The sequence below is a fragment of the Devosia algicola genome (assembly GCF_028816455.1).
In the GTDB taxonomy this organism is placed as follows: Bacteria; Pseudomonadota; Alphaproteobacteria; order Rhizobiales; family Devosiaceae; genus Devosia; species Devosia algicola.
Genome location: NZ_CP118246.1, coordinates 3,073,709 through 3,090,480, shown reverse-complemented (window position 1 = coordinate 3,090,480; position 16,772 = coordinate 3,073,709). Strand labels below are relative to the sequence as shown.

The 16,772-nt window shown below is 56.9% G+C and carries 15 protein-coding genes, 1 tRNA gene and 2 pseudogenes; 8 read left to right on the top strand and 10 right to left on the bottom strand.

Going from position 1 to position 16,772, the window contains the following annotated elements; all coding sequences use genetic code 11:
• Positions 1-3 precede the first annotated feature (3 nt).
• The gene (gene rpmH / locus PSQ19_RS16460) at positions 4-138 is read right to left on the bottom strand and encodes a 50S ribosomal protein L34 (RefSeq protein ID WP_282212321.1); all 135 of its coding nucleotides are present in this window, start codon (positions 136-138) and stop codon (positions 4-6) included.
• Between the two features lie 254 nt (positions 139-392).
• Between rpmH and PSQ19_RS16455 the strand changes: the two genes are divergently transcribed.
• The 4 genes from PSQ19_RS16455 (at position 393) to PSQ19_RS16440 (ending at position 3,518) form a co-directional block, all read left to right on the top strand.
• On the top strand, positions 393-1,442 hold the full coding sequence (locus PSQ19_RS16455; protein WP_282218623.1) for an FAD-dependent oxidoreductase: 1,050 nt from the start codon (positions 393-395) through the stop codon (positions 1,440-1,442).
• Positions 1,420-1,827, top strand: coding sequence for a hypothetical protein (locus PSQ19_RS16450; protein WP_282218622.1), 408 nt, complete (start codon positions 1,420-1,422; stop codon positions 1,825-1,827). Before PSQ19_RS16455 ends, PSQ19_RS16450 begins: the two co-directional genes overlap by 23 nt.
• 53 nt (positions 1,828-1,880) lie before the next feature.
• On the top strand, positions 1,881-3,245 hold the full coding sequence (locus tag PSQ19_RS16445) for a sensor histidine kinase (RefSeq protein WP_282218621.1): 1,365 nt from the start codon (positions 1,881-1,883) through the stop codon (positions 3,243-3,245).
• Positions 3,246-3,440: 195 nt separating this feature from the next.
• A tRNA-Arg gene (locus PSQ19_RS16440) sits at positions 3,441-3,518 on the top strand.
• A gap of 289 nt (positions 3,519-3,807) precedes the next feature.
• Here PSQ19_RS16440 and PSQ19_RS16435 read toward each other — a convergent pair.
• Positions 3,808-4,164, bottom strand: coding sequence for a hypothetical protein (locus PSQ19_RS16435; RefSeq protein ID WP_282218620.1), 357 nt, complete (start codon positions 4,162-4,164; stop codon positions 3,808-3,810).
• Positions 4,165-4,585: 421 nt separating this feature from the next.
• Between PSQ19_RS16435 and PSQ19_RS16430 the strand changes: the two are divergent.
• From PSQ19_RS16430 to ligD, 4 genes and pseudogenes are all read left to right on the top strand, one after another.
• Positions 4,586-5,481 (top strand): annotated as a pseudogene (locus tag PSQ19_RS16430) (SDR family oxidoreductase).
• Positions 5,482-5,587: 106 nt separating this feature from the next.
• Positions 5,588-5,869 carry a Ku protein gene (locus PSQ19_RS16425; RefSeq protein WP_282218619.1) on the top strand — a complete coding sequence of 94 codons (282 nt, stop codon included), beginning with the start codon at positions 5,588-5,590 and terminating at the stop codon, positions 5,867-5,869.
• Positions 5,808-6,446: a non-homologous end joining protein Ku gene (gene ku, locus PSQ19_RS16420; protein ID WP_282218618.1), complete on the top strand. Its 639-nt coding sequence runs from the start codon at positions 5,808-5,810 to the stop codon at positions 6,444-6,446. Before PSQ19_RS16425 ends, ku begins: the two co-directional genes overlap by 62 nt.
• Positions 6,447-6,449: 3 nt before the next feature.
• A pseudogene (gene ligD / locus PSQ19_RS16415) lies at positions 6,450-9,023 on the top strand (DNA ligase D).
• Positions 9,024-9,078: 55 nt separating this feature from the next.
• Here ligD and PSQ19_RS16410 read toward each other — a convergent pair.
• The 8 genes from PSQ19_RS16410 to PSQ19_RS16375 form a co-directional block, all read right to left on the bottom strand.
• Complete coding sequence (locus tag PSQ19_RS16410; protein WP_282218617.1) at positions 9,079-9,726, bottom strand: cytochrome c oxidase assembly protein; 648 nt, start codon at positions 9,724-9,726, stop codon at positions 9,079-9,081.
• Complete coding sequence (locus tag PSQ19_RS16405; protein WP_282218616.1) at positions 9,723-10,082, bottom strand: c-type cytochrome; 360 nt, start codon at positions 10,080-10,082, stop codon at positions 9,723-9,725. Before PSQ19_RS16405 ends, PSQ19_RS16410 begins: the two co-directional genes overlap by 4 nt.
• 32 nt (positions 10,083-10,114) lie before the next feature.
• Positions 10,115-10,519 carry a hypothetical protein gene (locus PSQ19_RS16400; protein WP_282218615.1) on the bottom strand — a complete coding sequence of 135 codons (405 nt, stop codon included), beginning with the start codon at positions 10,517-10,519 and terminating at the stop codon, positions 10,115-10,117.
• A 5-nt stretch (positions 10,520-10,524) separates the two neighbouring features.
• A complete protein-coding gene (locus tag PSQ19_RS16395) occupies positions 10,525-11,145 on the bottom strand; it encodes a cytochrome c oxidase subunit 3 (RefSeq protein WP_282218614.1) in 621 nt (206 codons plus the stop codon).
• Positions 11,138-13,042, bottom strand: coding sequence for a cytochrome c oxidase subunit I (ctaD, locus tag PSQ19_RS16390; RefSeq protein WP_282218613.1), 1,905 nt, complete (start codon positions 13,040-13,042; stop codon positions 11,138-11,140). The genes PSQ19_RS16395 and ctaD overlap by 8 nt, the downstream gene beginning before the upstream one ends.
• A 61-nt stretch (positions 13,043-13,103) precedes the next feature.
• The gene (locus PSQ19_RS16385; RefSeq protein WP_282218612.1) at positions 13,104-13,661 is read right to left on the bottom strand and encodes a cytochrome c oxidase subunit II; all 558 of its coding nucleotides are present in this window, start codon (positions 13,659-13,661) and stop codon (positions 13,104-13,106) included.
• 399 nt (positions 13,662-14,060) lie between these two features.
• Positions 14,061-14,888: a c-type cytochrome gene (locus PSQ19_RS16380; RefSeq protein ID WP_282218611.1), complete on the bottom strand. Its 828-nt coding sequence runs from the start codon at positions 14,886-14,888 to the stop codon at positions 14,061-14,063.
• Between the two features lie 274 nt (positions 14,889-15,162).
• Positions 15,163-16,770 (bottom strand): pyrroloquinoline quinone-dependent dehydrogenase, encoded by a 1,608-nt coding sequence (locus PSQ19_RS16375; RefSeq protein ID WP_456077520.1) that lies wholly within the window; start codon positions 16,768-16,770, stop codon positions 15,163-15,165.
• Between the last annotated feature and the right edge of the window lie 2 nt (positions 16,771-16,772).

Sequence of the window (16,772 nt, the reverse complement as noted above, 5' to 3'; positions counted from 1 at the left end):
GCCTTAAGCCGACAGCTTCTTGCGACCGTCGCGACGACGACGATTCAAAATGGCACGGCCGTCTTTGGTGGCCATACGCGCACGGAAACCGTGACGGCGGGCACGCACGAGCTGGCTGGGCTGATATGTACGTTTCATGACATCAAACCGCGCGCGGCACGGTTCCTCTTTTTGCTCTGCTTGCGCAAGAAAATCGCTTGCATGCGTCGAGAAAACTCGGGCGCATTGCGGGTTGGCCGGTGTATATGAAAAAGCACATGGCAAGTCAACGCTTGGTGTGCACCGTTTGGTGATGCGAACCAAATTGTTGGGCGTTTTAGCGCGCCAGCGTTGTCTTATTTGCCCGACGGCCTCATAACAAGCGGATCACGTTCCTCCCCAGACTTACGGCAATGCCTGAATATCTCAAACCCGACATTTGTATTATTGGTGCCGGAGCGGGCGGATTAGCGGCAGCGAAAACCGCCTGTGGGCTCGGCGCTTCCGTCGTTCTGGTCGAAAGCGGCTCGATTGGCGGCGACATCAATCTGGGGAGCGTTCCTGCCCATGCCCTGATTGCCGCAGGATATCGCGCCCATCTAATACGAACGTCCGGCGAGTTCGGCATCGCCGATAGCGAACCCAAGGTGAATTTTCGCGGTATTCAGAGCTACGTGCAATCGGTTGTAAAGGCCGTCAGTCGCCACGAAGGCACCGAGCAACTCGCCAGCCGCGATATAGAAGTGATCGCAGCGACCGGCAAATTTGTCGACAAGCGTACGTTGCAAGCGGGCGAAACCCTGATCCGTGCCCGCAGGTTCATCATCGCCACCGGCTCGGCGCCCGCCGTGCCCGACATTGCCGGGCTCGCGGACATCGATTATTTCACTACTGATACGATCTTTGAGAATTTTCGAAAGCTGACACATCTTGTCATTGTTGGCGGTGGACCCGCCGGCATCGAGATGGCGCAGGCGTATTGCCGACTTGGTTGCGCGGTCAGTCTGGTCGACAAGGGCGAGGTGCTTGGGCGGCATGATCGCGAACTGGTCGAGATCACCCTACGGCGACTGCGCGAGGAAGGCGTCGATATTCGCGAACAAAGCGTGGTCAGTCAGATTGAGGCCCGTAGCCAGGGCATTGGTGTCAGGATCAAGAATGGCGCGGGTGAGGAAGATGTGCTCGATGCCTCCCATGTACTGATTGCCACTGGCAGGCAGGCCAATATCGGGGATCTTGAATTGGGGACGGCACGCGTCGCTACGGTGGGCGGGAAATCCGGGCGACTGCGGCTGAATAAATTCGGGCGCACGAGCAATTTTCGGATATATGCAATCGGGAGTGCAGCGGGCGGGCATGCTCAATTGCCCGAGATCGAGCATCAAGCGACAATTTCCGTGCGTCGCGCGCTGTTGGGCTTTGCGGCAAATCGCGAGCCTGATGGCGTCGCGATCGGTCTATAGCGATCCCGAAATTGCAGAAACCGGCATGACCGAAACCGAGGCCAAGAAGCGTTTTGGCAAGCGGTATCGCGTGGTGCGATGCGCCTTTACCGACAACCGTCGGGCACAGGCTATTGGTCAAAGCTATGGCACCGCAAAAATGATCTGCCTCCCGAGTGGAGCCATAGTGGGCGCTGGGGTTGTTGGGCCAAGTGCCGGCGAGACAATCGCCCTGTTGTCGCTGGCAATCGCCAAGCGATTGAAGGCCATAGACCTGCAGTCAATGACTAGCGCCAACCCAACATTGTCAGAAATCGTGCAACAGCTTGGGACGGAATATGGTCGTGATGCGATCACGCCGCGTTGGGTTAGGCCGATTATGGCTATCAAACGAGTACTGCCATGAGGATCAGGGCTACGCAAGGGCCAATATCCTGCCTATAATGGCTTGAAATGACAATGAAACCACGCCCCATGCCTCGATTTCTTTCCGGGCTCTCCATCAAGCTGATGGCCACGATCATCGTGGTGATCCTGGCTGTTGAAGTCGTGATATTTTTACCCTCGATCGCGAATTATCGTGCCAGTTGGCTGGAGGACAAATTGCGCGTCGGCGTGGTTGCTGCGCGCGTTCTTGATGCCGTTCCCGACGTGATGGCGCTGCCCAGCGCCCTGACCGATCGCCTGCTGCTGTCGGCGGGGGCCAATGCAATTGTCTATCGCCGCGAGGGCCAGAGCCAGATGATCGAGCGCGAAGGGGCCAAAACGCCGGATAATGTCGTGGCCGCCGATATGCGCGAACGCGGATTTCCCACCCTGATGCTGGGCGCCATTGATACGCTGCTGAGCGATGGCAACCGAACGCTTCGCATTGTCGGCAGTGGCGATCTCAACGAAAGCCTGGTCGAACTGCTGATGCCCGAAAGGCCGCTGCACCGCGATTTGCTGGAGTATTCGCTCAACTTTTTTATCATCACCTTTGTCATCGCCGCGATCACGGCGATTGTGCTTTACGTCTTTGTTAGCATCCTGTTAATCGGCCCGATCAGGCGGGTCACTCAAAACCTGATCGGTTTTCGTCAGGCGCCAGAAAATGCCACCTTGATCCTTGCGCCTTCGACCCGCCGCGACGAACTTGGCATTGCCGAGCGTGAACTCGCCGCCATGGAAACCGATCTGTTCTCGATGCTGCGGCAACGTCGACATTTGGCCGATTTGGGGTTGGCGGTTGCCAAGATCAATCATGATCTGCGCAACACATTGACTTCTGCCCAACTTCTCTCGGATCAGGTGGCAACGCTGGACGATCCCAAGGTGCAACGACTGGCACCCCGGTTGGTGACCACTTTGGACAAGGCCATCGGATTTGCCCAATCGGTGCTTGATTATGGCCGAGAAAGCGCCATTCCGCCCAACCCGGCACCGACCAATCTCCGATCCCTGCTCGATGATGCAGCATTTGATGCCGGCCTTATTGGGCATCCCGTCGTCGACTTCTCCAACCAAACCCCAGCGGCGTTGGTACTCAATGTCGATGCTGCTCAGTTTGGGCGAATTTTTACTAATCTACTCAAAAACGCCCGCGAAGCACTTGAAGCTAGCGCGGGCAAGACAACGGCACCTATTGTTATGGCCAAACTCAGAAGCGACAAGAGCGGCCTGTTCCTCACTATTTCGGACAATGGCCCCGGGTTACCGCCGCGGGCGCGGGACAATCTGTTTGTTGCCTTTGAGGGATCGGCGCGCTCGGGTGGCACCGGCCTTGGGCTGGCGATTGCACGCGAGCCTTACTCAGGCCCACGGCGGCACATTGAGCTATATTGACGAGGCACAGGGCACAAAATTTGAGATTTTCCTGCCGGTCGCGCTCAAGCTGTCATAAGAAGTCCTCCAATCCGATTTTAACGCAGCTGGGCGCTTGCAATGGCGGCACCGCCCATGTATGGGTTGCCCCGCTTCACGCAATGAACGCCAACACATTGGCGTCACCCGTGAATGGCTTGGGTCACCCAGCCACGCGCGCCCTTAGGCTCAGCTGGATAGAGCACCAGACTACGAATCTGGGGGTCAGGAGTTCGAATCTCTTAGGGCGCGCCAATTATTTCAATGACTTATGATGAGATTCCGCCGCGCGTCTTTTGATGCGCTGCGCCGGGGGTAGCGTTTGGGCAAACATGAGTGCGTTTTGAAGCCATTTGAATTGCATGCGCGTCGCGTCGCAGTAGCCATAAATCCACAACGGCAGATTGCCACCGCGGCAGAAGTCAACGGGTCTGGTTGGCGTCGGAGGTTCGACTGACCCCAAAATTTGAAGACCCGGGCGGATCCTCGTTGATTTGGCGATCCGCCCCAACATGTCAGCCCGCTACCGATTAGCCATCCCGTGCTATTTGAGTTTGATCAGATCCGCCTTCCGGACATTGAGGTCGACACGGCCAGTTGCAACTGCAGCGATCTGGTCTGGTAAAAGGTATCGATCTGATGCGAATAACCCGTCAGCATCAATTCTGATAAACCCTTGGCTCAAGAGGCGCTCACGCAGTTCCTCAGGAACAGAGTCCGTCGTAAATGCGTGGGCGATCCAATTGATGGGATCGTTTTGGTCCGCGCCAGACAGATCTGTCGTTCCTGCTTGTGCCAAGGTTTCGCCCCCAGCCTGAACCCGCTCCACTTCACCTATTTCATCACCCTCAACGTCAAAAACCTTCATGCCTGAGGAGACTTTGTCCAGTAGGTTATTCATCTTGCATACCTTTCTGATCAATGCGCCCAACAAAAAGCGACCTTCGTTGCCACGTCGGCGCTCGGTGTAGGGACGGCGCGACCCGATTGTCTTGCCGCCTATTTATTGACGATACTCGTCACAACCGCGCTGATCGTCATTCAATGGTGTCCTGTTGCTGCGGGCGTTGCTTGGCGGCGCGCGGCAGCGGTTCCAGACCGTTCGACGCTAGGGATTGAACGGGTTCGCCCAAGCTTAGGTTCCCCACGGGGTTCGATTCCCAAAGTCGCGAGACGTCCTAGGTGCCCTGCGTGTCGACGTTGGTGCATTTCTGCGGTCGGTGGTTGGCGTTTCCCCCGTCCGAAGTCTGGACGCTTCGGGCGATGTTTGGAACCTACTCGCGGCCAGCCACATTGACCTTGGCACATGCAAGGAGTGAGCCATGACTGATCGTCTCGCAATGCAAGATCCACGCGAACAGTATCCCAAGCCACCGTTTCCAAAGCAGCAGCACCAACCGGCGCCCGGTCTCGCTCGTCGGCTGGATCCGCTTCCGGACCACGGCGAGGACAGCTACAAGGGTTGCGGGCGGTTAAAGGGACGGAAGGCACTCATTACTAGCGGGGACTCAGGTATCGGTCGGGCTACGGCGATCGCCTACGCGCGCGAGGGTGCCGATGTTGCCATCGCCTATTTGCCCAGCGAACAGAGCGACGCCGATGAGGTCATCAAGTTGATCGAGGCAGAAGGTCGGTCAGCACTGGGTTTGCCCGGTGACATCAAGGACGAGACCTAGTGCCGCACCATGGTTCAGCGCACACTCGATACATTCGACGGTCTGGATATACTGGTGATAAATGCGGCCCGGCAGCAATTTCGGGAGTCGGTTACAGAGGTGACCACTGCTGACTTCGACCAGACGTTGAAAACAAACCTTTATGCGTTGCACTGGATTGCGCAAGCCCCCGCTCCTCATTTGCCGCCGGGTTCGGCCGTGATCACTACCGCCTCAACCCAGGCTTATGATCCCTCGCCGATACTATTGGATTACGCGACGACCAAGGCTGGCATTGTTGCCTATACCAAAGCGCTATCGCAGCAGCTGATCAAACGGGGCGTTCGTGCCAATGTCGTGGCTCCTGGTCCGTTCTGGACAGTGCTGCGGCCCAGTGGCGGGCAGCCGGACGACAAGGTGCAGAAGTTCGGCGAGCACACCGATTTCGGGCGGCCGGGTCAGCCGGTCGAGTTGGCGCCGATCTATGTCCTGCTGGCAAGTCAGGAGGGAGCTATCTGAATGGTGAGGTCTATGGCGCCGTCGGCGGCGGCGGAATCGGATAGCCACGGCGCCTACACCGGGCCGCCTTGCGGTGACCATGGACCGCACCGCCTGGAACGAAGGCGACGAGCCGTCGTTAAACTGGAAATAGTTTGAGGTCAGTATGCCATGCCCGCGTCTCGCCCGATCTGGAAAGGCCAGCTTCGTCTTTCCCTCGTCTCCATAGCCGTCGAGCTTTACACGGCGACTAAAGCCAATGCCAAACCGAGCTTCCGCCAAATTCATGAACCGAGCGGCAAACCCGTGCATTACCAGAAGGTTGTGGATGGCATCGGTCCTGTCGATAAGGACGAGATCATGAAGGGCTTCGAATACGAAAAAGGTGATTATGTTCTGCTCACGGACGAGGAGATCGACGCCGTCAAGGCTCGAGACCCGCAAAACGCTTGAACTCACCCAATTTGTCGGCAGCAACGAAATCGACCCGCTCTATTTTGACAAGCCATATTATATCGTGCCCTCGGATGACCTGGCCGATGACGCCTTCGTTGTCATCCGTGACGCGTTGCGGCAAACCGACAAGATCGGGCTGGGGCAGTTAACGCTGCGTGGCAAGGAATATCTCGTGGCGCTCAAGCCCGCAGGCCGGGGATTGCTGCTGGAAACGCTTCACTACGAAGCCGAACTTCGAAACGCAGATCCCTACTTCTCTGATATTCCAGTCAAGAAAGCCGACCCCGAGCTTCTCGAGGTCGCCACGGCGCTGATCGACAAGAAGTCCGGCAAGTTCGATGCCGGCGTCTTCAAGGATCATTATCAGGTCGCGCTGCGTGAGTTGATTGCGCGCAAACTCAAGAGCAAGGGGCGCAAGATCACCGCGCCGGACGACGCGACCGAGAAAAAGCAAACAGGGTCCAACGTCGTGGACTTGATGGCGGCGCTGAAATCGAGCCTGGAAAGCGGCAAGAAAGCGTCAGGCAAAAAAACGCCGGCCAAGAAAGTATCGCCCCGCAAGAAAACGGGTTAGGCTATGGCCAGCAAGAGCAAAAAACTGCTGAGCGAATATCAGGCAAAACGCGACTTCACCAAGACCCAGGAACCTTCGGGTGCCCGGCACGGTCACAAACAGGGGTCGACTCTTCGCTTCGTGGTGCAAAAACATGACGCCACTCGCCTGCACTATGATTTCCGCATCGAGCCTGGACGGCGTGCTCAAAAGCTGGGCTGTAACCAAGGGGCCATCCGATAATCCCGACGACAAGCGACTTGCTGTGCGAGTGGAAGACCATCCGCTCGACTATGGCAGTTTCGAGGGCACCATTCCTCGAGGTGAATATGGCGGTGGCACTGTCATGCTGTGGGATGAAGGCTCATGGGAGCCGATAGGTGATCCCCATGCGGGGTTGAATGATGGTGACCTCAAGATGCGATTGCAGGGCCATCGCATGAAAGGCGAATGGGTGCTGGTCCACATGAAAGGCCGCGACAGTAAGCGCAAATCGGGTCCTCCCCGAGAGAACTGGCTCCTCATCAAACATCGTGACGATTATGCAAGGGACGAGGAAACACTGGTCGCCCGGTTTACCAAGTCGGTATCAACCGGTCGGGATATGGACGGGATCGCCAAAGGACTGAAGTCAAAAAAGCCCACAAAGGTAGCGGCCGATGCCGTCTGGCATTCCGATGCGGTACAAGTGGACAAACCGGCTCGGCACAAATCGCGCCGAACTAAATCGGCGCCGCTGCCATCCTTTAGAGCGCCGCAACTGGCGACGCTCGTCACGGCGGTTCCCGAAAGCAGCGGCTGGGTGTTCGAGATGAAATATGACGGATATCGTTGCCTGGCGGCGATTTCGGGCGACCAGGTTCGGCTTTACACCCGCACTGGCAAGGACTGGACCACACAGTTCGCCGAGATCGTGGCCCCATTGACGAAAATCACCAAGGGGACCGCGCTGATTGATGGAGAGCTATGCGCCTTTGATGCCAAGGGACGCACCGATTTTTCGACGTTAAAGGATCATCTTTCAAATGGGGGACCGCTGACCTATTTCGCCTTCGATCTGCTTGAAGTGGACGGCAACGATATCACCCGGCTCGGGCTGACCCAACGCAAGGGAAAGGCTCGAAAAACTGCTCGGCAAAGTCGAGTCCTCGTCGCTGGTACAATTTTCTGCCCATGTCACTGGCAATGGCCAGAAGGTGTTCGACGCCGTTGCCCGCGAGGGCCATGAAGGCATCATCGCCAAACGGGCCGAAGCCCCCTATCATGGCGCGCGCACCAAGGACTGGCTCAAGATAAAGGCGAGCAGGCGTCAGGAGTTTATTATCGCAGGCTGGTCGCCCTCGACCCGAAAGAAGGGCTTCGCCTCGCTGCTGGTAGGCGCATGGGAGGGCAAGAGACTGGTCTATCGTGGCCGCGTTGGCACCGGCTTTACCGTCAAGAGTGCGGAAAATCTCCAGCAACGGCTAGACGCGCTCGCGCGCAAGACCAGTCCGTTTGTAGAGGTTCCTGCCGCGATCGCCAGGAATGCCCGATGGGTTTCGCCAAAACTTGTGGCCGAGGTCGGCTACACCGAATTTACGCCGGACGGCATTCTGCGCCATCCTTCGTTTTTGGCGTTGCGCGAGGACAAGCCCGCGAAAAGTGTTGTTATGGAGCGTCCCGCCGCGGTCCCCGAGGCGACGTTGAGTGGCGCATCAGGCCTGCAAGCCGCCGAGGCAGCCGGCATCAAGCTGACCAGCCCCGACCGCGTGGTCTATCCAGGGCAGGGCGTGACCAAGGCAGATCTTGTGGCCTATTACGCGGCCGTGGCCGAGCGTATGTTGCCCTATATCGAGAGACGGCCGCTCAGCCTGCTGCGTTGCCCCCAAGGGCGGGCCAAGCACTGCTTTTTCCAAAAACACGATACTGGCGGTTTCCCCGAGGCCTTAAAGTCGATGCTGATCGCGGAAAAGGATGGTGGGAAGGAAGTCTATTTTTATATCGAAAGCCTTGCTGGACTGATCGGCGGCACGCAGATGAATGTACTGGAATGGCATTTGTGGGGCGCACCTATCAAGGACGTTGAAAAGCCCGAGCGCATAATTTTCGACATTGACCCCGACGAAGAGCAGGGGTTCGAACATGTGCGCAGCGCCGCTCGGGACGTGCGGCAGGCGCTGGAGGATGTCGGGCTTGAGAGCCTATCCCTTGGTCAGCGGCGGCAAGGGCGTGCATGTGATCGCCCCTTTGCGACCGCGCGCCGAGTGGCCCGAGATCAAGGCCTTTTGCAAGCAAGTGGCGCAAAACCTGGCCGACGCTCAACCGGATCGCTTCGTCGCCACGATGAGCAAGGCAAAGCGCAAGGGCAAAATGTTCATCGACTATCTTCGCAATGAGCGGGGCGCCACAGCCATTGCACCGTGGTCCAGCCGGTCACGCCCCGGTGCTCCCGTAGCGGTGCCCGTGAGCTGGCAAGATTTGCAAGACGTGAAGGCCGCCAATCAATTCGGCCTCGCCGAAGCTGCAGAGCGGGCACGCGAACCGGATCCGTGGAAGGGATATTTTACCACATCCCAATCCCTCACGGCCAAAATCGCGGCGGCCGTTCGACAAAAATAGGCGCTGGCTGGTGCCTATTGCAGCATGCGCGCTCTGGCGATCCACCCATGGAATGCTAAACGTCAACGAAGAGTACCCTCGAGATTGCCCAAGCAGTGCCCACTAGATATGGAATACCGCCGCCCACAGCCATCAACACGCCTCCCAGATGTTGATCTGACAATCGGTCAAGTCCGAAGGCGCCTCGGCATAGATCGGGATCGTACAGCAAGTTTGGCGCGAGGGTCAGCATCAGGCCAAACATCGTCATATGGGTGAAGGTCAGAAATAGAATGATTGCAGCACTAGCAATGGCTCCCCGGTTGCTCGCACTAAAGCCCACACCCCATACGGCAAGCCCACCCAGCAAAAACGATGCCTGTTCCAAAATGAATAGCGATGCACTGTGACCGGCCGCATCATGCAGCAGGGGAATGTGCCACCCCCAGACCGCGATCATTTCGAACAGGCCAGCTAGAAGACCCCAGTTCAACGCATTGCCGAAACCGGTAATGGGCGGTAGACGGCTCGCCGCTCCAAACGCCAACAAGGGAGCGGCCACCACAACGATACCGAGATGAAGCAGCATGTGGGCGGAAAAGGCCACGCGAGCCAGCTGCGCCAGGGGGCTGAACCACAACGTGGCCAACGCGAGACCGCCGAGCGCAAGGCTGATATTAACCCTCCGCCGCCCAGCAGCTGGTTCTGCCGTAACTGATCTCATTGCAGCGTTGCCAAATATGCCGCGATCTGGTGCGCGTCATCATCAGAGATGCCAAGATCGGGCATGGCATTACCCGGCACGACCTTTTGCGGGTAGCGCAACCAGTTCACCATGTTCTCGGGCGTATTGCGCAGCATACCCGCAATATATTGTCGGCGCGCCATGTGCTCGAGCGGCGGCCCGACCATGCCATAGGCATTTAGTATTCCCGGAATAACGTGACAGGAACCGCAGCCCAGCTTTTCGATCAACGCCTTTCCCATGGCAGGATCGCCTATGCTCGCGGGATCACCAGCCAGTCCCGCACCCTGCGGTTTGGAACAGCCCGCGCCGACGCCGATCATAAAAAGGGCCACGAAAACCCGCGCCAAATCAGTCCGAAAAACCTTCATGTCTTGCATAATGGCACCAGGAAAAGTGAGAATGAATTGGCAAATGTCGCAGCGAAAAAAGCCAGTGAAACGAAAATACCCCAGTTCGCCAGAAACCGGGTTGTTCCCGACTGCTCAAGAGTGGTTCGTTTGACTATGGCTGCCGAAAGGATCGCCCCGGCAACGGCCAGTGCCAGCCCCAGGAGATTGAGCGCGACAAGAACGGGCATGAGCCAAGCCGGCACCACCCCATTTGGTGTTGCGACACAAACATAGCTGGTTGAGGCGAACGCAAAAAGCAATTGGACCATCCACCCTGTCGGCGCGGCTGCAATGGCAATTCCCAACAAGACAGGACTGATCCGATGCCGCATCGCCGCTGGGTGGCCAACTTCCAGATTATGGTTCGCGTCCTCTTTCACCTTGGCTATCCCAGATGTGGAGAAACATAAATGGTGAAGAACACAGCGATCCAGACTGCATCAACGAAGTGCCAGTAGATCGCGCCAATGACGACAGGAGCGTGCCGCTGGCGGTCGAAATAGCCCAACAACGACCAGACAAGCAAAGCCAGCAATATGAGCATACCAACGACGACATGAACCATATGAAAGCCGGTGATAATGAAGTAGAGCGAGCTATAACTGCTAGTGTTGAGTTGATAGGGCTTATCCGCCCATTCCATGATTTGAACACCGACGAAAATTGTGCCAAGAACGATTCCGGCGAGAAGACCCAGCGACAGTTGAGTGTGACTGCCCTTGCGCGCGCCCTTTTCGCCCCACCAAACCACGACGCTGCTCAAGAGCAATATCGCCGTGTCCGGTGCTGACAGATTGAATTTGGGCAGTTCGCTGGGCAAGAAACTGCCTCCGGACCATATGGCGAAATAGAAATAGCTGAATAGCAGATAGACAAATAGTGACGCCTCGGTTGTTATCAGCATCATCATGCCATACCAGCCCGAAGATTTACGGCCCGGACTGCCGATCGGTAGCGCCCGAGACGGGAATGGTTCCTCACCTGTTCGCAGTCGCGCGTCATCCATGATCGGCACTCGCGATTTGCACCATGGACCGTTTTGGCCATAGCCAAAAGCCGAGACATACTAGAATGGCTAGTCCCGCCATCCCGGTTCCCCACCATGATTGTATCAGCATGGCGGTGAAGCCCGCGCTCATGGCCAGCGTCAGAATAAATGGCCAGGGCGTATCCTCCGGCATCTTCAATATTACATCCGGCTCAGCATCAAGAATGGTCGTTGCCAGAGCTTCTTTACCGTGATCCAGCACGAAACCACGATCGAGCACCGAATGACTTACGCCCGCGTGCAACTGCTCTTCCCAAAGCGGATGTCGACTGGCCACCGCTGGGATCAGCGCGAAGTTATAGGGAGGTGGGGGCGATGAGGTGACCCATTCAAGCGTCGGTGCACCCCAAGGATTATCGGGTGCTTGCGTGTTGTTTCGCAGGCTGATCCAGATGTTGATCATGAAGAGCAAAATGCCGATGGCGAGCAAAAACGAACCAACGGTAGTGATCATGTTCACCAGTCCCAGACCGAAATCGTTTGGATAGGTATAGATACGACGCGGCATACCCATGAGCCCAGTGAGGTGCATAGGCAGAAATGCAATGTTGAAACCGATAAAGGTAATCCAGAAATTCCAGCGTCCCAGTCGCTCATCGAGCAGGCGGCCGAACAGTTTGGGGAACCAGAAATAGAAGGCGCCCAGCACCCCGAACAAATTGATGCCAATCAACACATAATGGATATGCGCGACGACAAAATAGGTGTCGGTCAATTGCAGGTCCGCCGGCACCGCGGCCGTTACCACGCCAGAGACGCCACCGATGACGAACATTACAATGAAGCCCGCGAAATAGAGAAAGGCGGTGGTGAATACTGGACGACCGGTCCAGATCGTGGCCACCCAGGCGAAGGTCGCTACGGCGCTGGGGATGGTGATAATGAATGACGCCCCAGAGAAAAACGACGATGCCACCATGGGCAAGCCGGTGGCAAACATGTGATGCACCCATACGCCAAACCCCAGCACCATCGTCAAAATAGTAGCCAGCACCACCAGCGCATATCCCACGATCGGCCGACGACACAGGATGGGCAAAGCGTCCGATACAAGCCCCATGGCCGGCAATACGATGATGTAGACCCAGGGATGGGCGAAAATCCAGAACAGGTGCTGCCACAGCATAGGCTGGCCCGATGACCGCGCGTCGAAAAAATGGGTGCCGAACGAGCGATCCAGCCAGAGCATGAAGAAGGCCAGGCTCACCGCTGGTACGGAGAATAATATTCCGGCTGAAACAGTGGTGGTACCCCATACTAGTATCGGCAAGCGGGCGATCGACATGCCCGGCGCGCGCATGCGCATCACCGTGACCACGAAATTGGCGGCGCCAACCGTGGTAGAAATACCGAGGAAAATCATGCCCAATGCGTAAAAATCCATATTGGGGCCCGGGCTGAACGTCCTGAGCGAGTTGGGTGCATAGTTGAACCAACCGTCATCGGGCGCGGCGCCGACCAAAAAACTCGCATACATGAACAAGCCAGATGCCAGATATACCCAATAAGAAAACGCATTCAGGCGTGGAAATGCCATGTCGCGTGCGCCTAGCACCAGCGGGAAAAGAAAATTAGAAAATCCCGACAGCACCGGCAGCGCATAAAGAAAAATCATGGTGATGCCATGCATGGAAAATAGTTGGTTATATTGCTCCGGCGTCAACAAATGCTCGCCGGGCTGGGCTAACTGAATGCGCATTACCAGCGCTTCCAACCCACCCAGCAACAGGAAAATGAACGAGGTAACGAGATAGCGGATACCTATCGATTTATGGTCGACCGAGGCAATCCAGCCATAAAACCCCGGCACAGTTTCCCATAACACTCGAAGGCGATCTGGCAGGCTCCGGGTCATCCTTGAGGCTCTTGATCTCCGGGACGCGCTCATATTCGGCAACGCTCATGTTAGGCGTCCTTCACTTGAGGGTTTTGAGATAGGAAAGGATCGACTGCAGTTCGGGTCCAGAAAGGGCGATATCTGGCATTAACGCATCCGGCTTGATGCCTTGGGGATGGGCAATCCAGCCTGAAAGATTGCCGATATTATTGTCCAACATTCCCGCGGCAATGGTTGATCTGCTCATCAAATGAGTGAGGTCGGGGCCCTTATCTCCCTGCGCCATCGTGCCGCGAACGTTATGACATTTGCCGCAATGGACGTTGAACTGAACGAAGCCCTCGTCGGGGGCTGTTGGCGTTAGGGCGCGTGCTTGCTGGGCTGCACGCCAAGCATCGAAATCCGCTCTCGGTTCGGCAATCACATAAAGACCCATCTGGGCGTGCTCGCTCCCGCAATACTCCGAGCACTGGCCCCGATAAACGCCGGGCTTGTCGGCCATTAGCCACATCTGATTGACGCGGCCGGGAACAACATCGGTCTTGCCGCCAAGTGCTGGCACCCAAAAACTGTGGATGACGTCTGGCGAGGTCAGATTGAAGTGCACCGGCACCCCGACAGGAATGTGAAGGCTCATTGGCCGTTGTGAACGCCTTGCCAGGATCGTCGTCCGGGTAATGAAAGCCCCACCACCATTGGTGTGCCGATACGTCCACTGTGAACGCCGGAGCGCTAGGCGGCTCGGCAATCCGGGCGATCGTTGCAATCGTCCAGCCGGTAAAAGCAATCAGGACAAATGTCGAGACGCCAACGCCGCCGTAGATCCACCAGAGGCCGTGCCCAGAATGTTCGGACACCACCAGCCTGGGATCATGTTTGCCCCGCTCCCTCACGATACTACCAAGGACCACCGCCACGGCAATCATGATGACGACGAAAACCGAAAGCCAAATCAGCCCCCAAAGCAGTGGCGAGATTGCAGTCGAACCTGCACCATTTGGAGAAAAAAGGCCGAGCGGTAGCGTCGCTGTTTCCGTCATGGCGTTCCACCCCCGGCGTGAGTTGGGAGTGTCGCGTAATAGTCGGCGGCGGCCACGATCTGGGCGTCGGTCAGTGAGGCGGCAACAGGTTGCATAAAGCCGCTTTTTTCGCCCCCGTCCCGATACGCCCTTAGCGCCTGAACGATCTTTGAAGCGCTGACGCCAGCAATATCTGGCGACACGCCATTTCGTCCCTTACCGTCTGCTCCATGGCAGCGGGCGCAAGCAAGAGGATTGAAGTCTCCCCCCGGCAAGGTGGCCGGAACGTTCGAGAGGAAGTCCGCACCGCCTGACCAGCCGCTCAACTCGGCATAGGCCTCGGTATTATAATCCGGCAGATGCTTGAGAAAGGCGACCATTGCCCAAATTTCGTCTTGGCGTTGCTGCGCTGGCCAGGCCGGCATTGGGGTCATCTTGACGCCGTGCTTGACGATCCAGAACAATTGGCTGGGGGTAAAATCACGTCCGGCCGAATAGAGCCCCGGCGGCGTGGGCGTCATCTGTTGGGCGATAGGCGAGGCCAATTGCCCCGGTGCGCCGTGACAGGACGCGCAGCCGCTCGCGTAATGCGTAGCGCCCCGAACGATCAACGTAGGATTGTCAAGGTCGGGTGCCTTGAGTTCTGGCGCGTGTAGGAAAACCGAGCGTTCCATCGCGTAATGGAGCACCACCGCGACTGGCCAAGGATGCTTGCTTGTCGCCGCCACGTCAAACAGTCCCGACCAGATGAACAGCGCACCGAGAACACCTGTAGCAAACCCAGTTCCCACCAGCACGATGGCACCAAATTTTACCCGTCGCCAAAACCACGGATAGTGCGCCATTACCCTCATTCCCTGCCCCTTCATCAACTTTTCCCAAGTGCAGCGGAGATTCATCCTTAGTTCTACACACTGAACGCCATAGGCTCGCTCGCACACGGTCGCGGGATGGCATTGCCATTAACGACAATTACGCCATATTGCCCGTCTTTTAAGGTCAAGTAGCCGCACTCGACTGCCCTCCGAGACCAGGCAGATACAGCCTCAATTCGTGTTGAGCGGCCTGACTGCTCCCAGAGACTCGCCCTGTTGCTGTGTCGACCTGATATGCGCTGGATCAACCTTGACTTTGCGGTAGCGCATACACCTCCAGATAGTCGCCTATCTCGGTCTCCATGAAATGATGGCCGCCCGCCATGACACCGACCATTTCCTGGCCGTTTGCCTTAAAAACGAACGGATTTGCCTGACCACCCGCTGGCAGTTCAATTGACCAAACTGTTTTTCCGGTCTTTAGATCAATGGCCCGGAACAGATTGTCTGTGGCAGCGGCGATGAATGCCAAGCCTCCCCCCGTTACCACCGAGCCGCCATTATTGGGCGTGCCAATGGTCATTGGCAGCATTGAAGGAATGCCAAACGGACCGTTTTTTCTGGCGGTTCCAAACGGGCGATCCCAGATGGTCTTGCCGGTTTTCATGTCTATTGCGCGAATGCCGCCATATGGAGGCTGCTTGCACATCAAACCAGTCCAACTTTGCCGCCAACCCGCATTGACTTCAATTGCATAAGGCGATCCTGCCTGGGCGCCTTCATGAGATCCCTGAGGGTTAGTGATGGGAGTTAGACCACGCTTTTCGGCTTCGTCGCGACTAAGCAGGCGATTATAATTGGGCATGTCATTGTAGTTGGCGATAAGGACGTTGTTCTTAATATCTATCGCGATGCTTCCCCAATCCGACCCGCCGTTATAACCGGGATACTCAATATAAGGCTTGTCCAAGGTCGGCGCGGTATATTCACCATCATATTGGGCAAGATGAAATTGGATGCGGCACCACAATTGGTCCAACGGGCTCATGCCCCACATGTCTTTTTCCTGCAAAGGCGCTTTTGCCAGCGTGTGATAGGTGGAAAAAGGTTGGGTGGGCGACAGGTTTTCAGCTTCAACCCCGCCGCTGGGCACTGGACGTTCCTCGACCGGAAACAAGGACTTACCGGTGCGCCGATCTAGCACATAGATTTCGCCCTGTTTGCTCGTCAAGATTACCGCAGGGACATTGTCTTTATCGGTCGGAAAATCGACGAGTGATGGCTGCGATCCTAAATCATAGTCCCAGAGGTCGTAATGTACAGTCTGGAAATGCCAGACTTCCTTGCCCGTGGTTACGTCAATGGCCACCAGGGAACTACTGTATTCGTTCTCAAAATTCTTGCGGTTGCCGCCGTAATAGTCGACGGCGGAATTGCCTAACGGCACATAGACATAGCCCAACTTTTCGTCGCCGGCGGCGCTAGTCCACATGTTGGGTGTGCCGCGCGAATATACTTCTCCTTTGGCGGGTTTGCCCTGCAGGTCTGGCTTGCCCATATCCCAGGCCCACGCCAGCTTGCCGGTAACGGCATCATAGCCGCGAATAACGCCTGATGGCGCGTCCTCGGCCTGGCCGTCCCGCACTTGCGCACCCATGACCACAATGCCGCGTACGATCGTTGGCGCGGCAACATTTCCAAACCAGCCAGGCACCGTCCGACCGATGCCCTCGCGCATGTTGACTTCGCCATTAACGCCAAAGTCACTGCACAACTGGCCTGTTTCCGCATCAACAGCAATGAGCCGCGCGTCCAAAGTTCCTTCGATAATACGATTGGCACAAGGCGAGTCGACCGGGGCATCGACGTTTGCGTAATAATTGACGCCGCGGCAGGTCGCACCGTAGGGAATAG